21 protein-coding genes are annotated in these 19557 nt (G+C 69.6%); 11 read left to right on the forward strand and 10 right to left on the reverse strand.

The window, feature by feature from the left end; genetic code table 11:
- The first annotated feature begins 37 nt into the window (after positions 1-37).
- The 3 genes from AB0I59_RS20185 to AB0I59_RS20195 all read left to right on the forward strand — a co-directional run bounded on the left by AB0I59_RS20185 (position 38) and on the right by AB0I59_RS20195 (position 2579).
- Complete coding sequence (locus tag AB0I59_RS20185) at positions 38-1156, forward strand: site-2 protease family protein (RefSeq protein ID WP_358134756.1); 1119 nt, start codon at positions 38-40, stop codon at positions 1154-1156.
- Between the two features lie 124 nt (positions 1157-1280).
- Complete coding sequence (locus AB0I59_RS20190; RefSeq protein WP_358134759.1) at positions 1281-2105, forward strand: universal stress protein; 825 nt, start codon at positions 1281-1283, stop codon at positions 2103-2105.
- Positions 2106-2372: 267 nt separating this feature from the next.
- Positions 2373-2579, forward strand: a complete 207-nt coding sequence (locus tag AB0I59_RS20195; protein WP_358134762.1) for a hypothetical protein — start codon at positions 2373-2375, stop codon at positions 2577-2579.
- A gap of 62 nt (positions 2580-2641) precedes the next feature.
- Here AB0I59_RS20195 and AB0I59_RS20200 read toward each other — a convergent pair whose 3' ends face one another.
- Entirely contained in the window at positions 2642-3250 is a 609-nt protein-coding gene (locus AB0I59_RS20200; protein ID WP_358134765.1) for a TetR/AcrR family transcriptional regulator, read from the reverse strand.
- A 111-nt stretch (positions 3251-3361) separates the two neighbouring features.
- Between AB0I59_RS20200 and AB0I59_RS20205 the strand changes: the two genes are divergently transcribed.
- Genes AB0I59_RS20205 through AB0I59_RS20215 form a run of 3 tightly spaced genes read left to right on the forward strand, consistent with a single transcriptional unit; the run spans position 3362 to position 4604 of the window.
- Complete coding sequence (locus tag AB0I59_RS20205; protein WP_358134768.1) at positions 3362-4171, forward strand: nuclear transport factor 2 family protein; 810 nt, start codon at positions 3362-3364, stop codon at positions 4169-4171.
- Positions 4172-4218: 47 nt separating this feature from the next.
- Positions 4219-4437 (forward strand): type 2 periplasmic-binding domain-containing protein, encoded by a 219-nt coding sequence (locus tag AB0I59_RS20210; protein ID WP_358134771.1) that lies wholly within the window; start codon positions 4219-4221, stop codon positions 4435-4437.
- On the forward strand, positions 4380-4604 hold the full coding sequence (locus tag AB0I59_RS20215) for a type 2 periplasmic-binding domain-containing protein (RefSeq protein WP_358134774.1): 225 nt from the start codon (positions 4380-4382) through the stop codon (positions 4602-4604). The genes AB0I59_RS20210 and AB0I59_RS20215 overlap by 58 nt, the downstream gene beginning before the upstream one ends.
- Positions 4605-4665: 61 nt before the next feature.
- On the opposite strand, the gene AB0I59_RS20220 is transcribed toward AB0I59_RS20215, so the two are convergent.
- Complete coding sequence (locus AB0I59_RS20220) at positions 4666-5598, reverse strand: hypothetical protein (protein ID WP_358134777.1); 933 nt, start codon at positions 5596-5598, stop codon at positions 4666-4668.
- A gap of 208 nt (positions 5599-5806) precedes the next feature.
- Positions 5807-6499: an alpha/beta fold hydrolase gene (locus tag AB0I59_RS20225; protein ID WP_358134780.1), complete on the reverse strand. Its 693-nt coding sequence runs from the start codon at positions 6497-6499 to the stop codon at positions 5807-5809.
- A gap of 183 nt (positions 6500-6682) precedes the next feature.
- Between AB0I59_RS20225 and AB0I59_RS20230 the strand changes: the two genes are divergently transcribed.
- Positions 6683-7708: a LacI family DNA-binding transcriptional regulator gene (locus AB0I59_RS20230; RefSeq protein WP_358134783.1), complete on the forward strand. Its 1026-nt coding sequence runs from the start codon at positions 6683-6685 to the stop codon at positions 7706-7708.
- Between the two features lie 34 nt (positions 7709-7742).
- Here AB0I59_RS20230 and AB0I59_RS20235 read toward each other — a convergent pair whose 3' ends face one another.
- From AB0I59_RS20235 to AB0I59_RS20260, 6 genes are all read right to left on the reverse strand, one after another.
- Positions 7743-8750, reverse strand: coding sequence for an Acg family FMN-binding oxidoreductase (locus tag AB0I59_RS20235; protein WP_061261197.1), 1008 nt, complete (start codon positions 8748-8750; stop codon positions 7743-7745).
- Positions 8751-8882: 132 nt separating this feature from the next.
- On the reverse strand, positions 8883-9797 hold the full coding sequence (locus AB0I59_RS20240) for an ABC transporter ATP-binding protein (RefSeq protein WP_061261198.1): 915 nt from the start codon (positions 9795-9797) through the stop codon (positions 8883-8885).
- On the reverse strand, positions 9794-10654 hold the full coding sequence (locus AB0I59_RS20245) for an ABC transporter ATP-binding protein (RefSeq protein WP_358134787.1): 861 nt from the start codon (positions 10652-10654) through the stop codon (positions 9794-9796). Before AB0I59_RS20245 ends, AB0I59_RS20240 begins: the two co-directional genes overlap by 4 nt.
- On the reverse strand, positions 10651-11532 hold the full coding sequence (locus AB0I59_RS20250; protein WP_358134790.1) for an ABC transporter permease: 882 nt from the start codon (positions 11530-11532) through the stop codon (positions 10651-10653). The genes AB0I59_RS20245 and AB0I59_RS20250 overlap by 4 nt, the downstream gene beginning before the upstream one ends.
- Complete coding sequence (locus tag AB0I59_RS20255; RefSeq protein WP_358134793.1) at positions 11529-12635, reverse strand: ABC transporter permease; 1107 nt, start codon at positions 12633-12635, stop codon at positions 11529-11531. Before AB0I59_RS20255 ends, AB0I59_RS20250 begins: the two co-directional genes overlap by 4 nt.
- The gene (locus AB0I59_RS20260) at positions 12610-14211 is read right to left on the reverse strand and encodes an ABC transporter substrate-binding protein (RefSeq protein WP_061261200.1); all 1602 of its coding nucleotides are present in this window, start codon (positions 14209-14211) and stop codon (positions 12610-12612) included. The genes AB0I59_RS20255 and AB0I59_RS20260 overlap by 26 nt, the downstream gene beginning before the upstream one ends.
- Before the next feature lie 121 nt (positions 14212-14332).
- Here AB0I59_RS20260 and AB0I59_RS20265 point away from each other — a divergent pair, with 121 nt between their 5' ends.
- Positions 14333-14971 carry an Lrp/AsnC family transcriptional regulator gene (locus AB0I59_RS20265; RefSeq protein WP_061261201.1) on the forward strand — a complete coding sequence of 213 codons (639 nt, stop codon included), beginning with the start codon at positions 14333-14335 and terminating at the stop codon, positions 14969-14971.
- A gap of 13 nt (positions 14972-14984) precedes the next feature.
- On the opposite strand, the gene AB0I59_RS20270 is transcribed toward AB0I59_RS20265, so the two are convergent.
- Positions 14985-15329 carry an avidin-fold protein gene (locus AB0I59_RS20270; RefSeq protein WP_228644276.1) on the reverse strand — a complete coding sequence of 115 codons (345 nt, stop codon included), beginning with the start codon at positions 15327-15329 and terminating at the stop codon, positions 14985-14987.
- Between the two features lie 456 nt (positions 15330-15785).
- On the opposite strand from AB0I59_RS20270, the gene AB0I59_RS20275 reads away from it, so the two are divergent.
- From AB0I59_RS20275 to AB0I59_RS20285, 3 genes are read left to right on the forward strand one after another with little or no spacing between them, the layout of a single operon-like run.
- Positions 15786-17600 carry an ABC transporter substrate-binding protein gene (locus tag AB0I59_RS20275; protein WP_061261203.1) on the forward strand — a complete coding sequence of 605 codons (1815 nt, stop codon included), beginning with the start codon at positions 15786-15788 and terminating at the stop codon, positions 17598-17600.
- 4 nt (positions 17601-17604) lie between these two features.
- On the forward strand, positions 17605-18645 hold the full coding sequence (locus AB0I59_RS20280; protein WP_061261204.1) for an ABC transporter permease: 1041 nt from the start codon (positions 17605-17607) through the stop codon (positions 18643-18645).
- Positions 18642-19550, forward strand: a complete 909-nt coding sequence (locus tag AB0I59_RS20285; RefSeq protein WP_061261205.1) for an ABC transporter permease — start codon at positions 18642-18644, stop codon at positions 19548-19550. The genes AB0I59_RS20280 and AB0I59_RS20285 overlap by 4 nt, the downstream gene beginning before the upstream one ends.
- The last annotated feature ends 7 nt before the right edge of the window (positions 19551-19557 follow it).

Here is a 19557-nt window from a genome sequence, read left to right on the forward strand (position 1 = left end):
CCTGACGGGATGTGCCCTTCGGGCGGATGGTGGACATATGAAGCAGAGTCTGCGCCTCGGGCGGGTCGCCGGCATCCCGGTGGGCGCCCACTGGTCAGTGCTGGTGATCGCCGCACTCATCGCGGCCAGTCTCGGTGGTGCCGTACTGCCCGGCGCGGCCCCGGGACAGGCGCCCGGGCTCTACTGGACGCTCGCGGTGGTGACCTCGGTCCTGTTCCTCGCGTCGCTGCTGGCCCACGAGCTGGCGCACGCGCTGGTCGCCCGGTGGCGCGGCGTCCCGGTCAAGTCGATCACGCTGTGGCTCTTCGGCGGCATCACCCAGATGGAAGGCGAGGCACGGACACCGCGGGGCGAGCTGGAGATCTCGGTGGTCGGCCCACTGACCAGCCTGGCCGTCGCGGGCCTCGCCTTCCTCATGGCCGCGTTCATGCCCGGACCCCGCCTGGTCCTGTCCGCCCTCATGTGGCTGTCCCTGATGAACCTCCTGCTCGGCGTCTTCAACATGCTCCCCGGCGCGCCGCTCGACGGCGGCCGGGTCCTGCACGCCGTGCTGTGGTGGCGCAGGGGCGACCGCGTGAGCGCCGACCGGGCCGCCGCGCGCGCCGGGCAGGGACTCGGGCTGCTGCTGATCGCCCTGGGCGTCGCCGAGGTCCTCTTCACGTCATGGGCGGGCGGCCTCTGGCTCATGATCATCGGATGGTTCCTCGCCGGGGCCGCGGGCACCGAGATGGCCGCGCGGTCCGCCCGCGAGGGGCTCGGGGGAGTGCGGATCAGGGACGTGATGACCCCGTTGCCCGACGCCGCCCCCGCCTGGCTGGAGGTGGAGGAGTTCGTCTCCGGCGTGGCCTCCCGCTCGCACCAGTCCGTGTTCCCCGTGGTCGCCTTCGACGGTGCCCCCGTCGGATACGTGACCCTGGAGACCCTGGCCGCCGTTCCGCCCGCGCAGCGCGCCACCACCCGCCTGGACCGCCTCGCCAGACCGGTGCCGCCGGAGCGGATCCTCGGCCCCGACGAGGAGGCGGCCAAACTGCTCGAACGTCCGGCCATCGGCCCGATGGCCGCCCTCGTCACCGAGGGAGGACGCGTCGTGGGCATGGTCACCGCCCAGGATCTGTCCAGGATGGTCCGGCTGGCGCTCCTGCGCCGTACCGGATGAGCCGGCGGGTCGGGCCGGCGGGATGAGCGCTCTCGACGCGTGACCGGCCCGTCCGGGGGCAGAGGACCGCCCAGGACGCGACCTGACGCCCGGATCTGAGGGAACCGACGGCGAGGAGGCGGCGATGCGAGCCGGTTACTCCCAGCGGCCCGTGGTGGCCGGATACGACGGATCGGCCTGCAGCGAGTCGGCCCTGCGCCTGGCGGTGCGGGAGGCGCAGCTGAGGTACGCGCCTCTGGTGGTGACCCACGCCTGGCAGTGGCCGTTCGCGGTCAAGCCCAGTGACCCCTCTGTCGTCGAGACCGTGCGGCACACGGCCGAGTTCGTCATCGGCAAGGGCGTCACCCTGGCGACCACGCTGGCTCCCCATCTGGAGGTCCGGGCTCGGCTGGAACGGGGCTCCGCGGCGTCGGTCCTGCTCACCGAGGCGGCGGCGGAGGAGCTGATCGTTCTGGGCACACGCGGGGTGGGCGGCTTCGAGCGGCTCAAGGTCGGAGCGACCGCGGTCCAGGTCGCCGGGCACGCGCCCTGCCCGGTGATCCTGGTCAGCGGGCCCAGTCCCGACACCGGCCGCGTCGTCGTCGGAGTGGACGACTCCCCGAAGAGCGGGAGGGCGCTCGGCTTCGCCCTGGAGGAGGCGACCCTGCGCCACAGCGACCTGCTGGCCGTGCACGCGCTGGCGGAGGGGGACACGCCGTCCCGCGAGGCCGGCGCCCGCTTCCAGCGGATCGTGGCGCCGTGGTGCGAGAAGTATCCGCAGGTGGAGGTCTTCACCTCCTTCGCGGAACGGCCGGCGAACGAGGCCCTGCTCGACGCGAGCGAAGACGCCGCGCTCCTCGTCATCGGCAACCGCGGGCATCGCGAACCGGCCCGGGTCACGCTCGGCCTGGTCACCCAGGCCGTGCTGCACGACGCGCTCTGCCCCGTCGCCATCGTCCCGCAGAGCTGACCGATCCACCATATGAATCTACGTTGTAAAGGCGCTCGGCTTGCACCGCGGCCTCGAGTTGGGCCACCCACAACGCCCGATGGGTGGTGAAGCTGTCGATCAGCGTCTGCCAGCGCTGTTCCGGCTTGTCGGACGGGGCGCGACGGGCGAGTTCGGCGGCGAGTTCGTCGACTGCTTCCACCAGGGCTTGGGTGAGCAGGGCGTCTTCGGAGCCGAAGCGGTAGCCGATGGCGGCGCGCCCCGCGCCTACGCGACAGCGGCTACGCGGTGGACTTCCGCGACCGCCAGGAGCAGGAACAGGCCGTGCGGGCCGCCTTCGCCGGGCACGGCTGGGAAGCGCCCCGGCTGCTGGAGGCGATGAGCGAAGCCGACGACTTCTACTTCGGCTCCTCCTGCCAGGTCCACCTGGACCGCTGGTCCGCTGCGGGGGCAGCTCGGCCTGACCCCCTGACCTACCCGCCTGGCCGGCGGTAGGTGGCCGGGGAAATCTTGCTCGCCTTCTCCGACGTCTGCTGCCACGGCAACGCACGGCCTGGTCATCGCTGGATGCCGCCGCGATGAAGTCCGTTCAGGAGGAGGGTGAGTAGGCGGTCGGCTTGAGCTGAGCTGTCGGGAGTGCCCTGGGCGGCCCAGGCGATAGCGCCGATCATCTTCATTACATCCGCGTCGTTCGCGTCGGAGACGATCACTCCTGTTTGCCGCGCCCTCGCCAGCAACGCGGCTCCCGCCTCGAACATCTGAGCATGCCAGGCCGATACCGGGCCATTCTCGTGATCGAGTGCCGAGTCCATCACGGCGGCCGACAGACCTCGATAGGTCAGGCCATGCCTGAGCGCGGCACGCAACCAGGTGGACAGCGCGTCGAATTCGTCCTCGGCCGTCAGCAGCCGGCGGCCAAGGTCGACCAGCTGGGCTATCTGCTCGGAGAGTACCGCCTCGATGAGATCCAGCCGGGTGGGGAAATGCCGATACAGCGTCCCGCTGGCCACCCCTGCCCGCCGCGCGATCTCGTCCAGTGAGGCGTCCACGCCGAACTCGGCGAACGCGATTTTCGCCTGCTCGACCAACTGCTCGTAGTTACGTCGGGCGTCTGCACGCATCGGACGCCCGGCACGCAACCGTGGATCGTGGCCCGCCGACACCATTCGCACGCCTCCCTTGCTAAACGGGGACACAGTCCGTTACCGTGTCCGCCTAACCGGACTATGCCTCACCTTACTGGTATGGCTCACCCAGAGCATGGAGGGCCGCCCCCAATGGCGCTGACGGAACAAGACCGAATCGACATCACCGACCTGATCAATCTCCACGGCCACCTCACAGACGCCGGCAAGCTGGACCAAGCGGGTGAGCTCTCCACCCCAGATGTCACCTACGACCTGGACGACTTCGGCCTCGGCTCGTTGCACGGGACTGCGGCCATCCGTGAGGCCGCGCTCGCATTGGGCAACGCCAACCCGGTCGGCCATCACGTCACCAACATCGTGATCACTCAGATCGACGATCGCTCGGCGCGGGTCCAATCCAAAGGAATCGGCATCAAAGCCGACGGAACAGCCGGCAGTGTCGTCTACGACGACATCGTCGCGCGCCAACCCGACGGCTGGAAGATCAGCTACCGCAAGGTGACTGCCAGGCGAGCGCCACTCGGCGAGCAGGAGGCTGATCCACGTGAGGTTCTGGAGCGTTACCGCCAAGCCGCCATCAGCCAGTCCACCGACGAAATGAGGTGCGTCTACGCCCTCGACGCGGTCCATGAGTTCCCGTTCACACTCCCAGGCCTGCCGTCCCGGCTTGCGGGCCGGGACGAAATCGTGAACTGGATAGCCGCAGGGTGGCAGGACTACCCGCTGAAGTACGAGCGCTACCGCACCCTTGCCATCCACGACACCGGCGATCCGGAAACGATCATCGTTGAGCAGGAAGCCCTCGGGGCCAGCGTGACCACCGGCGAGTTCGCACTTCTCAACCTCGTTGTGCTCACCGTGCACAACGGGCAGATCACCCATCTGCGCGACTACGTCAACATCCCGGCAGCCGCAGCCGCCATGGGAGGGGATATATAAACGCGCCACCGCGCCACCGAACCGTTCGGCATCCGGGCCTGGAACCGATGGTGCTGGAGCTCGACCCGGCCGAGGTCGCCGACGCGCTGCGGGCGGGGGAGTTGGACGTCGCGCTGATCCATGAGTACGACTTCGCGGCGGACCCCGCCCACCGTGGCCTGGCCACCACGGCGCTGCGCACCGAGGCGATGTCGACGACTTCCCCACGATGCTCGCCCTCGTCGCGGCCGGTCAGGGCGTGGCCCTCGTACCTGAGCTGGGCCTGACCGACCCGCCACCCTCAGTCGTACTCACCCGGACACCGCTGCACCGGCGAACCAAGATCGCCTTTCGCGGCGGCGCCGCCGAACACCCGGCGGTGGCCGCGATCACCGTCGCCCTCCGCTCCGCCGAACCTGCCGCCCTGACCCTCCCCATCCGCCAGCCCACCTGAAGCCCGGCGAGAACGACCGGCGATCAAGCACGCGGCCCGTTTCTGCCGTCGGCTGAGGAAGTCACGACGCGCCTGTCTCATCCGGGGGCTGCTCGGGCACGAAACCGCAAGAGCGGGGGTCGCAGTCGGCCTTGTGGTCGTGCCGCCATAGACCGATGCCGCGTTCGGTCGCTCGGGCGAGGTGGACCAGTCGGCGTTGTCGGCTTCTGGAGAGGGTGGACGGTAGCGCGGCGAAGGTCTCCGGGAGTACGGCGATCCTGCTGGTCACCTGCTCGCCATCCGTCATGCGCAGCAGGGTGGTGCATTGCCACCAGTCGATCTTGCCGCCGCGACCATTCGAGTTGCCGGGCCAGTAGTAGCCGGGTGGGTCCGGTACCAGATAGTGGGTGCCGTGCTGATCCAGGTGGGCGCGCAGCCACGGTCCGCCCGTGCCGAGACCAAGTCGAAGCCGTCCGGCTTCTGCATACAGGGCGAAGAGGGTTTGAGCATCCACGGCTTTCAAGACGCGGGCTTCGGCCGGCAGTGGCTGGTGCCCGGCAGGGGCCCGGATGGGCCAGCGCAGGGGAAGGCCGAGCCGTTGCCGCAACGACAATTCGGGCGGTTCCTTGGCTGCGTCCGGGAGCGGAGGTGGTGGGGTCCACGGGCAGTGGGCGCGGTCGAGTTGTGCGGTGATCCAGGCTCGTCCCTCCGGACCGGCGGTGTTCCAGGTCCAGCTCATCGGCCGTTCCATCATCGCCTGTTCTCGTCTGCTTCGCGGGGCGTTCGTGCGGGAGGGCGGCCAGGCTCGTGGCCGGGCGACTCCCGGCAGGTTGTGGCAGAGGTCGGCCAGGAACCAGATGTGCTGCAGATCGTCGGCCGGTGAGGCTTCTTCGCTCTCGCGCCGGACGGGCCGGGAGAGGTAGCGGATCTCCAGCAGTGCCGCAGACAACAGAACCGTGGCCGCTTCACGGTCGTCGACCTCGGTGGCAGTGCCCCGATGAGCTCGCCGGCTCATGCAGACCCTGCAAGGGCGGCGCCGATGTACCGGATAACGTGCCTGAATCGCGCACCGTTGCCGAGGACGGTTCGCCTGGTCAGCATCGGGCCGCTATCGCGCATGTGCGGGATAATAGGCTGCCGGAAACCGCCACTGACCAGACCGAAGCAGCGATTCTAACGACCGTTGATCAACAGCGCGGCCTGATCTCACCTCCGTACAGGCCCTAGATCCAGCCCTCGAGGCCGGCCATGAAGTCGTCGAACAGGTGGCGATGGATCGTGTGCTCGGCGCCCTTCACCACGCGCACCTCGAAGCCCTTGGAGGCGAGGGCGTCGGCGGATTCCTGGGAGACCAGATCGCTCGGATCGGCCAACTGGACCAGTGACGGCACCACCGGCTCCGGCGTGAAGTCCGAGCCGGCGAACGAGTCCAGCGCCAGCGCGGTCGCCGGGTCCCACGTGGCCAGCATCTCGACCTCGAGCGCGCATTCCTCGGCGGACCAGCCGGGATGGACCTGCCGCACCATCTCCACGGTCTGGTTCTTGGCCGCGGCCATCATCGCGCCGAGATCCACGCCGTCGACCTTGGGGAGGCGGAACGCCGGGTCGGAGTAGATCGCCTTTTCCGGCATGAGCCGCTCGACCGCGACCGACAGGGTGAGGCCGCCGAGTGAGTGGCCGATGGCCAGGTCGGGGGCGGCCGGGACCGACTCCAGCACGCTCGACGCGTACAGCTCGGGGGTGTAGTCACCGGCGCGGGGGCTGTCACCGTGGCCGGGCAGGTCCACCGCGATGACCCGGTAACCGTGCTCGGCCAGCGCCGGGCCGACCCGCCACCAGCAGCGGGAGTCGGCCATGATGCCGTGGATCAGCACGGCGACCCGGTCACCGGAGCCCCATTCGCGGGTGTGCAGCATCGGACTACCTCACAGATGTGATCGACATTACGGAGCGCGTGCCGGCAAGGGGGACGCCCCTGCAGGTCACCCCGGCGGCGACGCACCGTTTATACGTATAAGCAGTTGATAGCATCGCCCCCAGAAGGTGACAAGAGCGAGGTTCTGGTCTTTATCAACTCGCGATGATCCAGAATGGACGTGATGTCCGCTAAGCCGCCCACCAGTCTCGATGTCGCCCGCGAGGCAGGGGTCTCTCAGGCGACCGTGTCGTACGTCCTCAACGACCGCCAGGGCGTGCGGATCAGCGACGAGACGCGGGCGCGGGTCCTTGAGGCCGTCGACAGGCTCGGGTACGTGCCGCACGCCGGGGCGCGGACGCTGCGGACCGGGCACAGCGGGCTGGTGCTGGTGCCGCTGGTCGACGTCCCGTACGGCCCACTCGCCGTCGGCCTGATGGAGGAGCTGGACCGCGAGCTCAGCCGGCTCGGATACACCATGATCCAGTACGGCGCGCGCCGCCTGAAAGGCATGGCCGCCGCCCGCGCCTGGGCCGAACTTCGCCCGGTCGCGGTACTCGCCCCGGCCGGGCGGCTGACCCGGCAGTCCGTGGACGTACTGCGCTCGGCGGGGATCAAGGCGGTGATCGGCATCGGCGTCGTGGGCTGGTCCTCCGAGATCGTCTCCACCATGACCCTGGACCACGAGGGGATCGGGGCGACGGCCGCCGAACACCTCCTCGCGCGTGGCAGCCGCACCCTGACCGCGATCGTCCCGGCCGAGGACGGCCTGCGCGACATGGGCCTGCTCCGGGCGGCGGGCGTGCGGCGGGTGGCCGCCGCACGCGGCGTGCCGTACACCCGAGTGGACCTGGCCTTCTCCGAGGCCGCGACCGCCGCACGGCTGGACATGTGGCGGGCCGTGGACACCACCGGACACGCGCGGACCAAGCACGGCGTGTTCGCCTACAACGACGAATACGCCATGTTGCTGATGGCCGTGCTCGCCGACAACGGGTTCTCCGTGCCCGGCGACGTGGCGGTCGTGGGGTGCGACGACCTGCCGTTGGCGAACCTGCTGCGGCCCCGGCTCACCACCGTCCGCCTCGATGTCACGACCGGTCCGGCCATGCTCGCCCAGACCCTGGACGAGATCGTCAGGGGCGGCGCGGCCGGGCAGCGCCGCCTCGCCCTGTGGAGCCATGCCCTGGTCGAGCGCGACTCCACCTGACAGCCGACGATCGCGGTCGAAACGCGATCTTCAACTAGAGGCGCAGCAGCGGCATCAGCCGCTCTTTGCGCGCGGAGTCCTCCAGCAGCAACTCGCCGGCCGGGCGGCGCGGAGCGCGCGGCACGACCGGGCCGTATCCCATCCTGATGATCATCTGGGCGTGGCCCCTGGCGTGCCTCGGGTCCGTACGGCGGCGCATGTCGCGCAAATCGAGCGGCTGGTTGAGGAACGAGGCGGAGATGCCGTGGCAGGTCGCCATGAGCAGCACCCGCTGGAGCGCCTGGCCGGCGTGCAGCCAGTCCACCGGCCGGTCTCCCCGGGTGGTGAGCACGGCGAGCTGGGGGCGTGACTCGAAGCGGACGACCCGCCGGTTCGGGTTCCGATGGCCCAGCCCGAAGTCACGGACGGGTGCGGGATCGCGGTCCGCCCGCGGTCCGTGGACGTGCCGCGGGACGCCGTCGAACAGCGCACGGCCCGCCGTCCACGCCGCGAGCTCGGCGAGGTATCCGCGGTCGCCGGACATCTCGTCGCTCGCCATGGCGACCTGTTCGAGGAGCTCGCCCGCCGCCTCGTCGTCGAGGGGGACCAGATTGGCGCCCTCGCGGCTGGCGGCGATGCGCAGGCCCGCCAGGACCGACGGCGGGATCAGGCGGTCGTCGAACGGCTCGCGGTTGGTCCGCCGCACCCTGATCGCCGAGTAGAGGGACCGCTCGGTCGCGTTGGCCGGCGTCGACTCGGTCATCCTGATCGAGGCGAGCAGCTCCGGGGCGTCCGGGTCGGGTAGCAGGGACACGGCGGGGCGGTATCCGCCGATCCTGACCGCCAGCCTGAGGTTGAACAGGGCCGCGCCGCAGCTGACGTGCATCGACCGGCCCCGGGGGTCGCTGACGCGCAACCGGCGGCTCGGATCGCACAGCAGCTCGGCCACGTCGTCGCCGACGGTTCGGAGGCGCCACGGCTGGGTGTTGAGCACGGAGGGAGCCTGCTCGGCCGCCACCAGCAGGTACTGAACGCCGAGATCGGACGCCAGGGGCGAGAGCATCGGGGGCCTCCTTGGGATAGACGGATCTCGCACAGGGCCAGACTTCGCCGCATCCGCGCCGGAGAACAGTGCCGACGGCCCCCGCGCCGCCGGGACTTTGGTCATCAGGCACCGCCTGACCGGGGAAACCGGTCAGGCGGGCTCGTGCAGCCAGCAGGCGACCGGCCCGAACTCGGGCTCGCGCTCCCTGCACACGTCCATCACCTTCGGGCAGCGAGGGTGGAACCGGCAGCCCGGGGGCGGCGCCGCGGGGTCGGGAACGTCCCCTGGCAGCTCGGCAGGGAGCACGCCCGCCCCGTCCGGCGCCGGGATCGCGCCGAGCAGCGCCCGCGTGTACGGGTGCCGGGGATCGGCCCAGACCTCGGCGGTTCGGCCCACCTCCACGATCTTCCCCAGGTACATCACCGCGATCCGGTCGGCGATCAGCCGCACCACGGACAGGTCGTGGCTGATGAAGAGCAGGCCCGCGCCCGACTCGACGGCGAGGTCCCGCATCAGACGGGCCACCTGCGCCTGCGCCGAGGCGTCGAGCGCCGAGATCGGCTCGTCGCCGATCAGCAGGGACGGCCGGGCGGCCAGGGCCCTGGCGATCGCGATGCGCTGGCGCTGTCCGCCGGAGAACTCGTGCGGGTATCTGGTCGCGAACTCGCGCGGCAGCCCGACACGGTCGAGCAGGTCGGCGGGCGTGGTCGCGGTGTCGGCGGCGGCGCGCAGCCCGTCGGCGATCTGGTCGCCCACCCGCCGGCGCGGGTTCAGCGACGCGTACGGGTCCTGGAAGACCATCTGGACGCCGGTCAGGGCGCGGTCCCTGCGGCGCAGCCCCAGCGGCTTCACCGGGCGCCCCTCGAACGCGATGGTCCCCGAGGCCGGGCGGCCGATCCCGCACACCGCGCGGGCCAGCGTCGACTTGCCGCACCCCGACTCGCCGACGAGGCCGACGACCTCTCCGGCGGCGACGCTCAGGCTGGCCCCGGCCACGGCGCGTACCACGGGGCGGCCGGGCGTCCGGTGCTCGACGACGAGGTCGTCCACGGTCAGCAGTGTCATGCCGGCTCCACTTCGGAGGACTCGGTACCAGCGTCCTCGGCGGCCCGCGCGTTCTCCGGCAGGGCGTCGAGCAGCGCGCGGGTGTAGGCGTGGCGCGGCTCGCGCAGCACCTCGCCGCGCGGTCCCGTCTCCACGACCAGGCCGTCCTTCATCACGCTCACCTCGTCGGCCACCGCCGACATCACGCCGAGGTCGTGGGTGACGAGCAGCACGGCCAGGCCGAGGTCGTCGCAGAGGCCGCGCAGCAGCCGCAGGATGCCCGCCTGGACGGTCACGTCGAGCGCCGTCGTCGGCTCGTCCGCGATGAGGACCTTCGGCGAGCAGGCCAGCGCGACCGCGATCGCGATGCGCTGGCGCATGCCGCCGGAGAACTGGTGCGGGTAGCGGTCGATCGCCTCCTCGGGCCCGGGGATCCGCACCTTGCGCATGAGGTCGATCGCCCGGTCGCGCGCCTCGGCTCGGCCGAGGCGCAGATGGTGGCGCATGTGCTCGGTGAGCTGCCGTCCCACCGGAAGCATGGGGTGCAGGCTGGTCGCCGGGTCCTGGAAGACCATGGCGACCTCGGCCCCGCGTACGGCGTTGAGCCGCTTGGGGGCGAGGGACAGCAGGTCACGGCCGGCCAGCTCGATCCGGCCCCGTGTACGGGCTCCGTGGGGCAGCAGGCCGAGTACGGCGAGGCCGGTCATGGTCTTGCCGGAGCCGCTCTCCCCGGCCAGGCCGTGCACCCGCCCCTGCTGCAGGGTGAGGTCCACCCCGCGCAGGATCTCCTTGCCGTGGATCGCCACGGTGAGGTCGGAGATGGTGAGGATGCCGTTCCCGGCGGTCTCCTCGCTTCGCGCAGTCTGTCGCTCCGTCAAATTGCACGCTCCTTGATGGCGCGGGCGGTCCGGGGGTCGAGCGCGTCGCGCAGCGTGTCGCCGAGGAAGTTGAACGCGAGCACCACCGTCAGGATGGCGAGACCGGGGAAGGTCGCGACCCACCAGCTGTCGAAGACGTCCACGCCGGAGGCGACCATCGCGCCCCACTCGGGGGACGGCGGCTTGGCGCCGAGGCCGAGGAAGGACAGGCCGGACAGCAGCAGCAGCGCGGTGCCGATGTCGAGCGTCGCCAGCACCAGGACGGGGCCGGTGACGTTGGGCAGCACGTCCACGCGGAGCGAGCGCCAGGCCGAGAAGCCGAGCAGCCGCCCGCTCATCACGAACTCGCGCTCGCGGATGCCGAGCACCAGGCCGCGCGTCACGCGGGCGTAGGCCGGCCAGGCGACGACGAGTACGGCGAGCACCGCGTTGCCGAGGCTCGCGCCGAGGGCGGCGGCCACCACCATGGCGAGGATGATCGTGGGGAAGGCGAACACGAGATCCGCCAGCCGCATGATCGTCTCGTCCACCCATCTGCCGAAATATCCGGCGCAGGCGCCGAGCAGGCCCCCGATCAGCACCGAGAGCGCCACCAGCAGCAGTGTCAGCGGGATCGACACGCGGGCGCCGTACAGCACGCGGCTCAGGATGTCGCGGCCGAGCTGGTCGGTGCCGAACCAGTGGCCGGGCCCGGGAGGCGCGAGCCGGGGGAGCTCCTGGGCGAGCGGGTCGTGCGGCGCCACCAGCGGCGCGGCCAGCGCGATCACGATCCAGGCGAACGCGACCACGCCGCCGACGATCGCCAGCGGCTGCCGCCACGCCTCGGGGAGCCGCCGCGTCAGCCCCCCTCGCCCGCCCTCTGTCAGCCGTCGGATCACGAGATTCTCACTCTGGGGTCGATGACGCCGTACAGAACGTCCACGATCAGGTTGATGACGAGGTAGACCACGCCCACGACCAGGCCGACGCCCATCACGGCGGGCAGGTCGAGGGAGGTCGCGCTCTTGTAGGCGTACTGGCCGATCCCCGGCCAGGCGAAGATCGCCTCGACCAGCACGGTGCCGGACAGCAGGCTGCCGAAGGCGAGACCGGCGACCGTGATCACGGGGACCAGCGCCGACCGCAGGACGTACCGGAACAGGATGACCCGGGCGGGCAGGCCCTTCGCGCGGGCCGCGCGCACGTAGTCCTGGCCGAGCACCTCCAGCACCGCCGACCGGGTGAACCGGGTGAGCAGGCCGATCGTGTAGAGCGCGAGGACCAGCGCCGGGGTGATCAGGTGGGCGACCGCCGAGGCGAACACGTCCCACTGCCCGGACAGCGCCGCGTCGATCGTGTAGAGGCCGGTGACGTGCGGCGGAGCCGTCATGCCGGGGTCGATCCTGCCGCTGCCCGGGGTGATCTGCAGCCGGTAGAAGAAGACGTAGAACGCCACGAGCGCCAGCCAGAACGTCGGCACCGAGATGCCGAACAGGCTGGTCACACGCAGGATGTGGTCCGACAGCCGGTCACGGCGCAGCGCGGCGACGACGCCGAACGCGACCCCCAGGACCAGCGAGATCAGGATGGCCGCGCCCGCCAGCTCCAGCGTCGCGGGTACGAACTCGGCGAGGTCGTCGGCCACGGGGCGGTGGCTCTGCTGGCTCTGGCCGAAGTCCCCGTGAAGCACCCCGGAGAGGTGGATCAGGTACTGCTGGGGGAGCGGCTTGTCCAGTCCGTGGTCCGCGCGCCACTGCGCCACGATCGCCGGGTCGCCGATGGCGCGCTGGCCCAGGTTGGCGGCGGCGGGGTCGCCGGGGACCAGGTTCGTCAGGATGAACGTGACGAGCGTGATGCCCAGGGCGAGCAGCAGCGCCGTGACGATCCTGCGGACCAGGAACCGGACGAACGGACGCCGACCGGCGGCGCGGCCCCGCCTGTTCTGGCTGGGAAGGGCCGCGCCGCCGTCCTGGTCCTTACTTGGCGCCGAGGTCGGCGACATTGATCGTCCACACCGGGTGGTACTCCAGGCCCGTGACCGATCCGGCCGTCACGATGTTCTGGCCCGGCTGGATCAGCGGGATGAACGGCCCGGAGGCGTTCAGCTTCGTCTGCACGTCGGTGTACGCCTGCTTCCGGGCGTCGTCGGTCACCGCGGCGGCCGCCTTGTCGCCCGCGGACTCCAGCTCCTTGTCGGATCCCGCCTTCCAGCCGGCGCGCAGGCCGACCAGCTTGCCGGGCAGGAACGACAGGTAGTTGCTGGGGTCGGGGAAGTCCGGGCCCCAGTACCAGAGGCCGAGCTCCTCCTTGCCGTTGCGGTAGTTGTCCAGGGCCGTGGTGACCGGCGCGGGCGTGATCTCCACGGTGATGCCGACCTCCTTGAGGTTGGCCTGGATCCGCTCGGCCAGCGGCTGGAAGGACAGGCCGTTCACGGTCAGCTCGCTGGGGTACTCCAGCTTGACCGTGGGGTCGGTCACGCCGCTCTCCGCCAGGGCCGCCTTCGCGCCCTCGACGTCGCGCGTGGTCGCCTGGTCCGCGGGGAGCGCGCCGAGGAACATCGACGGGATGATGCCCGCCGCCTGCGTCGAGCCCTCACCGGCCAGCTCCAGCAGGCCCGCGTAGTCGATGCCCTTGCGCAGCGCCTCGACGAACTTGGGGTTGGAGGTGACCTTGCTGACGCCGGTGTCCTGGTTGGCGAGCAGGAAGAACACGTACGCCGAGGTGGTCCGCTTGACCTGCAGGCCGCCCGTCATGCCGGTCACCTGGTCGCCCGAGAGGTTCAGCGCGACCTGGCTGTCGCCGCGCTGCACGTTGAGCTTCTGCGTGGCGGACTCGACGTTGCGGATGACGACCTTGTCGTAGGTCGGCTTCTTGGCGCCCCAGTACTTGGCGTTCGCCTTGAGCACGACCTGGCTGCTCACGTTGAACGACTCGATCGTGTACGGCCCGGAGCCGGCGGAGGCGGAGTTGAGGTACTGCTCGGCCTTGTCGTTCGGGTCCGCGGTCGCGCCGTGCTCCTTGGCCACCTTCGAGTTGAGGATGCCCAGGGCCGGGTTCGGCAGGATGTACGGCAGCGCCGGGTTGGGGGTCTTCGACGTCAGCGTGATCGTCGAGTCGTCCGTCTTGGCCACGTCGACGCCGTCGAGCAGGAAGGACGGGGTGCCCTTCATGTCGCGCACGCGGGTCAGCGAGAAGAGCACGTCGTCCGCGGTGACAGGGGAGCCGTCGGCGAACGTCGCGCCCTGCCGCAGCTTGAGCGTGAGCGTCGTGCCGTCGGACGAGAGCTCGTACGACTCGGCGAGAGCCGGGACCGGCTTGGTGACGTCGGCGCCCTCGAAGGTGAGGAGCGTGTCGTAGGTCGCCTTGCCCACGATCAGACCGGTCGGCTCGTAGGTCCGGCCCGGGTCGGCGGTCTTGAGATCGAAGGATGTGTCGATCACGAGCGTCTTGCTCGCGCCGCTCTGCGCCGTCGTGCCGGACGAGCCGCCGCTGGAGCACGCGGCGAGGGCGAGAGCACCGGTGAGCAGGACCGGCAGCAGTGCGGTCGTCGCCTGCCGGCGCCGCGAACGGAGCGCCATATCTGTATCCTCCGAAAATGTGCCATGTGAGACGTTTAGTCGCTGATGGTCCAGGAGTGTCAGGCAGAAAGTCCAGCGCGTGCCGCGAAGCTGAGACGAATCTGATGAGGGGGGAACTGCAGTGACCGAAACGTCAAGCTACCCGACGCGTGGGGGTACTCCTCCTGGACGGATCGGCATCGGTCTGGAGCTGGACGCGATACATTTCAAGATCCTTGAGGTGCTCAGGGAGAACGGCCGGATCTCCGTGGCCGCGCTCGCCGAGCGCGTCGGCATCTCCCGCGCGAACGCCTACACCCGGTTCGAGGCCCTGCGCGCCGACGGCGCGATCAAGGGGTTCACCGCCGAGATCGACCACGTCCGCGCGGGCCTGGGCATCACCGCGCTGATCTTCGTCACCGTGCGGCAGCAGATGTGGCGCCAGTTCCGCGCCCAGCTCGCCCAGATGCCCGAGGTGGAGTACTGCGCGATCACCACCGGCCAGCACGACGCCATGATCCAGGTACGGATGACCGACGTGGCCGCCGTGCACTCCCTGGTCACCGAGCGGCTCGCGAACATCCCGGCGGTGAAGGCCACCGAGACCGTCTTCATCCTCGACGAGGTGATCAGGCGGCCGTACATCCTGCCGACCGACAGGAGGCCCGCCACGCGGCGGCCCGCCCCCGAGGCGTCCGGTGACGGGGTGCCGCTGGGCAAGATGCGGTTCGAAGGGGTCTCCGAGGGGCGGGCGGGCCTCCAGAGGGACAGCAAGGGCTGAGGGCCGCCCGGCCTCAGGACACCTCGGCGCAGACGCTGACGTGCTTGGTGTCGTCGCCCTCGAACTGGAACTCCTCGATCAGGTGCAGCCGCCCGTCGGGCAGCGTCTCGATCCGGCTGGCGCTCCGTCCACCGGCGCGCCCGCCGCTCTTGAGCTGGTGGATGTAGGTCAGCTCGATGCGGTCGGCCTCCCTGGTGCCGACGAAGTGCCCGTGCACCACCGTGTCACCGACGTAGTCGCCCCAGATGATGCCGTCCTCCTCCTTGTAGACGAACTCGGTCGGCCCGTCCGGATCGACCGCGCTCGCGGTGGAGCTGACCATGACGAACTTGCGGTCGTTGAGATTTCTGTCGTCCATGACTCCGCATGGTGCCGATCCGTCCGGAGTTCGCAATCGACGCTGGACGTTTCGCCGCGCGGGCGGGCAGGGGAGACGTCTTCCGTCCAGCCGGTCCCGGCCGTCCCCGGGGGCGCCGCGCACGGTTGGTCGCGATCGACGGCGAGGACGCCGCCCGCGCTCCTGGCCGGGTCGCTCGCCACGCTCGACCGGCTGGGCGGTGGCCGGGTGATCGCGGGCTACCCGGCCGCCGGAGACCACGATCACCCGCTCGATCTCGCCGGGGCGTTCCGTTCGGCACTCGCCTGACCATGGCCTCAGGGCCCTGACGATCAGTTTCGCGTGTGACTCGATGAAGGAAAGTTACAGAAGCTTCACGTCTTGTGGAGATAATTGACGTCATCGCATCTTCACCATAAAGTCCGGAAAAAGTTCCGCCTGTCCAGCCCAGATATAAAGACCCCCACGGAGCGGTCCATGAAGCGTGTAGCAGCGGTAGTGTCGTTGCTCAGCCTTGCCGCCGTCACCGCGACGGCGTGCAGCAGCACCAGCACGGGTGGCAAGTCGGCGTCCGGTGGTGGCGTCTACACCACGATCGACGGTCTGAAGCCCGGCCTTGACGTCAACGGGCCGATCAACCCCTGGAACCCCAAGGGCAACATGTTCCAGGGGTACAACGCGATGAAGCTCGGGTGGAAGAAGAACCACCTGACCGATCCGAACCAGTTCTATCCCGGCATCGCCGCGAGCTGGGACATCGCGCCCGACAACTCCTCGATCACGCTGCACCTGCAGCCGAACAACAAGTGGTCCGACGGCAAGCCCGTCACCGCCGAGGACGTCAAGCTCTCCATCGCCCTCGCTTACACGCAGGGCAGCACCGCCTTCGCGATCACGCCGGGCGCCGCGGGAGCGGCCTCCGAAGTCGAGATCGTCGACGACCACACGGTCAAGATCTCGCAGGACATGAGCAACCCCAGCGTCACGTTCGTCCGTGGCGTAATGGACAGCTTCGTCGTCCCGGCGCACATCTGGAAGGACGCGGTCCCCGCCGACTTCTGGGACAAGCTCAAGGCCTCCCGCGGTGAGGGTGCCGAGGCCGAGAAGGCCCGCGCCGAAATCACCGCCCTGTCGGAGAAGGTGCTCGCCTTCGCCCCGGCCAAGGACGTCTCCGCCGGGCCGTACACGCTCGAGCGGATGAACCCGGGCGAGGCGCTCCTCGTCAAGAACAAGAACTTCTACAACGCGGCCAACGTCGGCCCCGACCAGGTCAAGCTGCTCAACTACACCGGTAACGAGCAGATCTGGAACTACCTGATTTCGGGTAAGCTCGATAACGCGCCGTTCACCGCTGTTCCCGCCGACGTGATGAAGCGGATCGGACAGACGCCTGGCAACGCGGTCGTCAAGGGCTTCTCGCCCGTCTCGGTCGCGATGGCCTTCAACCAGTCGAAGAAGCCCTACGACAACGTCCACGTGCGCAGGGGTCTCGCCTACCTGGTCAACAGGGACGAGGTCACGAAGATCGCCTCTCCCGAGGGCGGAACTCCGGCGCTGACCACCACGGGCATCCACCAGAAGCCCGCGGAGGCGTGGCTGGGCGGCGAACTCAGCCAGCTCGAGCCGTACAAGCTCGACGTCGCCAAGGCGGAGAAGGAGTTCAAGGAAGCCGGTCTGAAGAAGACCGGCGGAAAGTGGACGCTCCCCGACGGGAAGCCGTGGAAGTTCACGATCAACGTGCCCGCGCCGTTCTCCGACTGGGTGTCCGCGGCCAAGGCCGTGACCAGCCAGCTCAACGAGGCCGGCGTGAGCGCCGAGGTGCTCACCACCGCCGACTACCCGCTCTACCTTGAGGAGCTGTCGGCGGGCAAGTACGACGTCGGCTTCTGGCTCGTGGCCCTCGGCCCCGCGCCGTACAACATCTACCAGCGCCTCTACGGCGCCTCGAACGGTTGGACCAACCTCGGCGGCAAGATCAAGCACTCCGCCCCGGGCAAGGACGGCAACTGGATGGGCAGCCCCGAGACCATCGACGTCGAGGGTGTCGGGAAGGTCAACCCCGGCGAGCTCACCGGCAAGCTGAACTCCGCGCCCGAGGCCGAGCAGAAGCAGATCGTCAGCCAGCTCGCCAAGGCGGCCAACCAGGACCTGCCCGTTATCCAGCTGTGGGACTACGTCAACACCCAGTTCGTCAACACGAACCGGTTCACCGGCTTCCCGGAGAACGAGAGCGACCTGCTCCGGGAGACCTCCGGTGTGTGGATCCAGCTCGGAATGATCAAGAAGAAGTAGGTTCATGACGCTCATCGGGGTCCCGGGACGTTCCGGGGTAATCGCTGTCGCACGACGACTCGCGGGCCACCTGGCCCGCGGGCTCGTCATGATCCTGGTGGTCACCACGATCAGCTTCCTGATCATCAGGAACATTCCCGGTGACCCCATGGCGGCCAAGTACGAGAAGCTCGTCGAGCAGGGCATGTCGCCCGAGGCGGCCCAGCAGGCGGTCAACGTCCTGTACGGGTTCATGCCCACGGGCAGCATGTGGGAGCAGTACCTCGACTACATGAAGGGACTGGCCCGGCTCGACCTCGGCCAGTCGCTGACCGTGCCCGGCACGGGCGTGTCGACGGTGCTCATGTCCGCGGCCAAGTGGACGCTGATCCCGGTGCTCGCCGGGACCCTGCTGAGCTTCCTGGTCGGCATCATCCTGGGGGTCTACGCCGCCATCAAGCGCCAGGGCAAGCTCGGCGACCTGCTCGCGATCTCCGGATCGCTGCTGCACGGCGTGCCGCAGTACGTGCTGGCGCTCCTGCTGGGGGCGATCTTCACCACGCTGATCCCCATCCTCCCCGCGGGAGGAACGGCCGACATCATGTTCGAGCCGGGATTCAACGCCGGCTACATCGGCTCGCTGGTCCAGCACGCCACCCTGCCCGTCGTGACGTACGCGCTGGCGAGCTACGGCGGCTGGATCCTGGCCATGAAGTCGAGCGTCGTCACCGTGCTCGGCGACGACTTCATCCTCGCCGCCGAGCTGCGCGGGATGAAGCGCTCGATCATCTTCAGGTACATCGCGCGCAACGCGATCCTGCCGCTGTTCACGATCCTCGCGCTGTCGCTGGGCCTGCTGTTCGGCGGTGCCATCTTCATCGAGCGGATCTTCAACTATCCGGGTCTCGGGTTGATGCTCATCGACAGCATCACCGGACGCGACTACGCCCTGATGGGCGGCGCGTTCCTGCTCATCACGGTGGCGATCATCATCGCGAACATCGCGGCGGACCTGCTGTACACCGTCATCGACCCCCGGGTCAGAAGCGGAGGTGAGGCCGCATGACCGCCACCACGATCATGCCCGAGGCGCGTACCGCCTCGGCGACCCTGCGCCGCAACTTCTGGCGCGGCGTCTGGCGCGTCATGAAGCGCAAGCCCAGCCGGATGGTCGGCGTGGTCATCATGGCCGGGTTCGCGTTCATGGGAATCTTCGGGCCGATGCTCTACCCGGAGCGGCTGCCGCGCGACACCTCGGCGCTCTATGCGGCGCCGAGCTGGGCGCACCCGTTCGGCACGGACTTCGAGGGCACCGACGTGCTCGCCCTCGTCGTCACCGGGTCGCGGTACGTCCTGCTGACCGGCCTGGTCACCGCGGTGATCACGGTCGTGCTCGGCGCGGGCATCGGACTGTTCGCCGGGTTCAGGCGCGGCCGCTGGGACAGCGTCCTCATGCGGATCACCGACATGAAGCTGACGATCCCCGGCCTGCCGCTGCTGCTGGTGCTGTCCACGATCTGGAAGTTCACCAGCGCCATCGAGATGGGCCTCGTGCTCGGCCTGCTCGGCTGGGGCGGCGTGGCCCGCGCCGTACGCGCGCAGACCCTGTCCCTGCGCGAGCGCGGCTTCGTGGAGGCGGCCAGGGGACTCGGCCTGTCCACGACCCACATCATCGGCAAGGAGCTGCTGCCGAGCATGGCCCCGTACATCGCGATGAACATGCTCATCGCGGTGACCGGAGCCGTCTACGCGCAGGTGGGCCTCTTCTTCCTCGGCGTCCTGCCGTTCGAGGCCAACAACTGGGGCGTGATGCTCAACCTCGCCGTGTTCGGGGGCGGCGCGCTGACCACGACCGCCGCCCTGCCGTACCTTCTGGCGCCGCTGCTGGCGATCCTGCTGCTCACTTTGGGCATCGTGCTCGTCGTCGACGCCATGGACGAGATCTTCAACCCCCGTCTGCGTGAGGAGTGACCGGTGT

This window comes from Microtetraspora glauca, assembly GCF_040656155.1.
GTDB classification, from domain to species: Bacteria; Actinomycetota; Actinomycetes; order Streptosporangiales; family Streptosporangiaceae; genus Microtetraspora; species Microtetraspora glauca.

Excerpts from the sequence above, each read along its gene's own strand:
- AB0I59_RS20270 (WP_228644276.1), bottom strand. The coding sequence starts at position 15,329 with ATGGACGACAGAAATCTCAACGACCGCAAGTTCGTCATGGTCAGCTCC.
- AB0I59_RS20285 (WP_061261205.1), top strand. The coding sequence starts at position 18,642 with ATGACCGCCACCACGATCATGCCCGAGGCGCGTACCGCCTCGGCGACC.
- AB0I59_RS20220 (WP_358134777.1), bottom strand. The coding sequence starts at position 5,598 with ATGAGCCGGCGAGCTCATCGGGGCACTGCCACCGAGGTCGACGACCGT.
- AB0I59_RS20190 (WP_358134759.1), top strand. The coding sequence starts at position 1,281 with ATGCGAGCCGGTTACTCCCAGCGGCCCGTGGTGGCCGGATACGACGGA.
- AB0I59_RS20280 (WP_061261204.1), top strand. The coding sequence starts at position 17,605 with ATGACGCTCATCGGGGTCCCGGGACGTTCCGGGGTAATCGCTGTCGCA.
- AB0I59_RS20200 (WP_358134765.1), bottom strand. The coding sequence starts at position 3,250 with ATGGTGTCGGCGGGCCACGATCCACGGTTGCGTGCCGGGCGTCCGATG.
- AB0I59_RS20240 (WP_061261198.1), bottom strand. The coding sequence starts at position 9,797 with ATGACACTGCTGACCGTGGACGACCTCGTCGTCGAGCACCGGACGCCC.
- AB0I59_RS20230 (WP_358134783.1), top strand. The coding sequence starts at position 6,683 with ATGTCCGCTAAGCCGCCCACCAGTCTCGATGTCGCCCGCGAGGCAGGG.
- AB0I59_RS20205 (WP_358134768.1), top strand. The coding sequence starts at position 3,362 with ATGGCGCTGACGGAACAAGACCGAATCGACATCACCGACCTGATCAAT.
- AB0I59_RS20185 (WP_358134756.1), top strand. The coding sequence starts at position 38 with ATGAAGCAGAGTCTGCGCCTCGGGCGGGTCGCCGGCATCCCGGTGGGC.
- AB0I59_RS20275 (WP_061261203.1), top strand. The coding sequence starts at position 15,786 with ATGAAGCGTGTAGCAGCGGTAGTGTCGTTGCTCAGCCTTGCCGCCGTC.
- AB0I59_RS20255 (WP_358134793.1), bottom strand. The coding sequence starts at position 12,635 with ATGTCGCCGACCTCGGCGCCAAGTAAGGACCAGGACGGCGGCGCGGCC.
- AB0I59_RS20235 (WP_061261197.1), bottom strand. The coding sequence starts at position 8,750 with ATGCTCTCGCCCCTGGCGTCCGATCTCGGCGTTCAGTACCTGCTGGTG.
- AB0I59_RS20260 (WP_061261200.1), bottom strand. The coding sequence starts at position 14,211 with ATGGCGCTCCGTTCGCGGCGCCGGCAGGCGACGACCGCACTGCTGCCG.
- AB0I59_RS20210 (WP_358134771.1), top strand. The coding sequence starts at position 4,219 with ATGGTGCTGGAGCTCGACCCGGCCGAGGTCGCCGACGCGCTGCGGGCG.
- AB0I59_RS20215 (WP_358134774.1), top strand. The coding sequence starts at position 4,380 with ATGCTCGCCCTCGTCGCGGCCGGTCAGGGCGTGGCCCTCGTACCTGAG.
- AB0I59_RS20225 (WP_358134780.1), bottom strand. The coding sequence starts at position 6,499 with ATGCTGCACACCCGCGAATGGGGCTCCGGTGACCGGGTCGCCGTGCTG.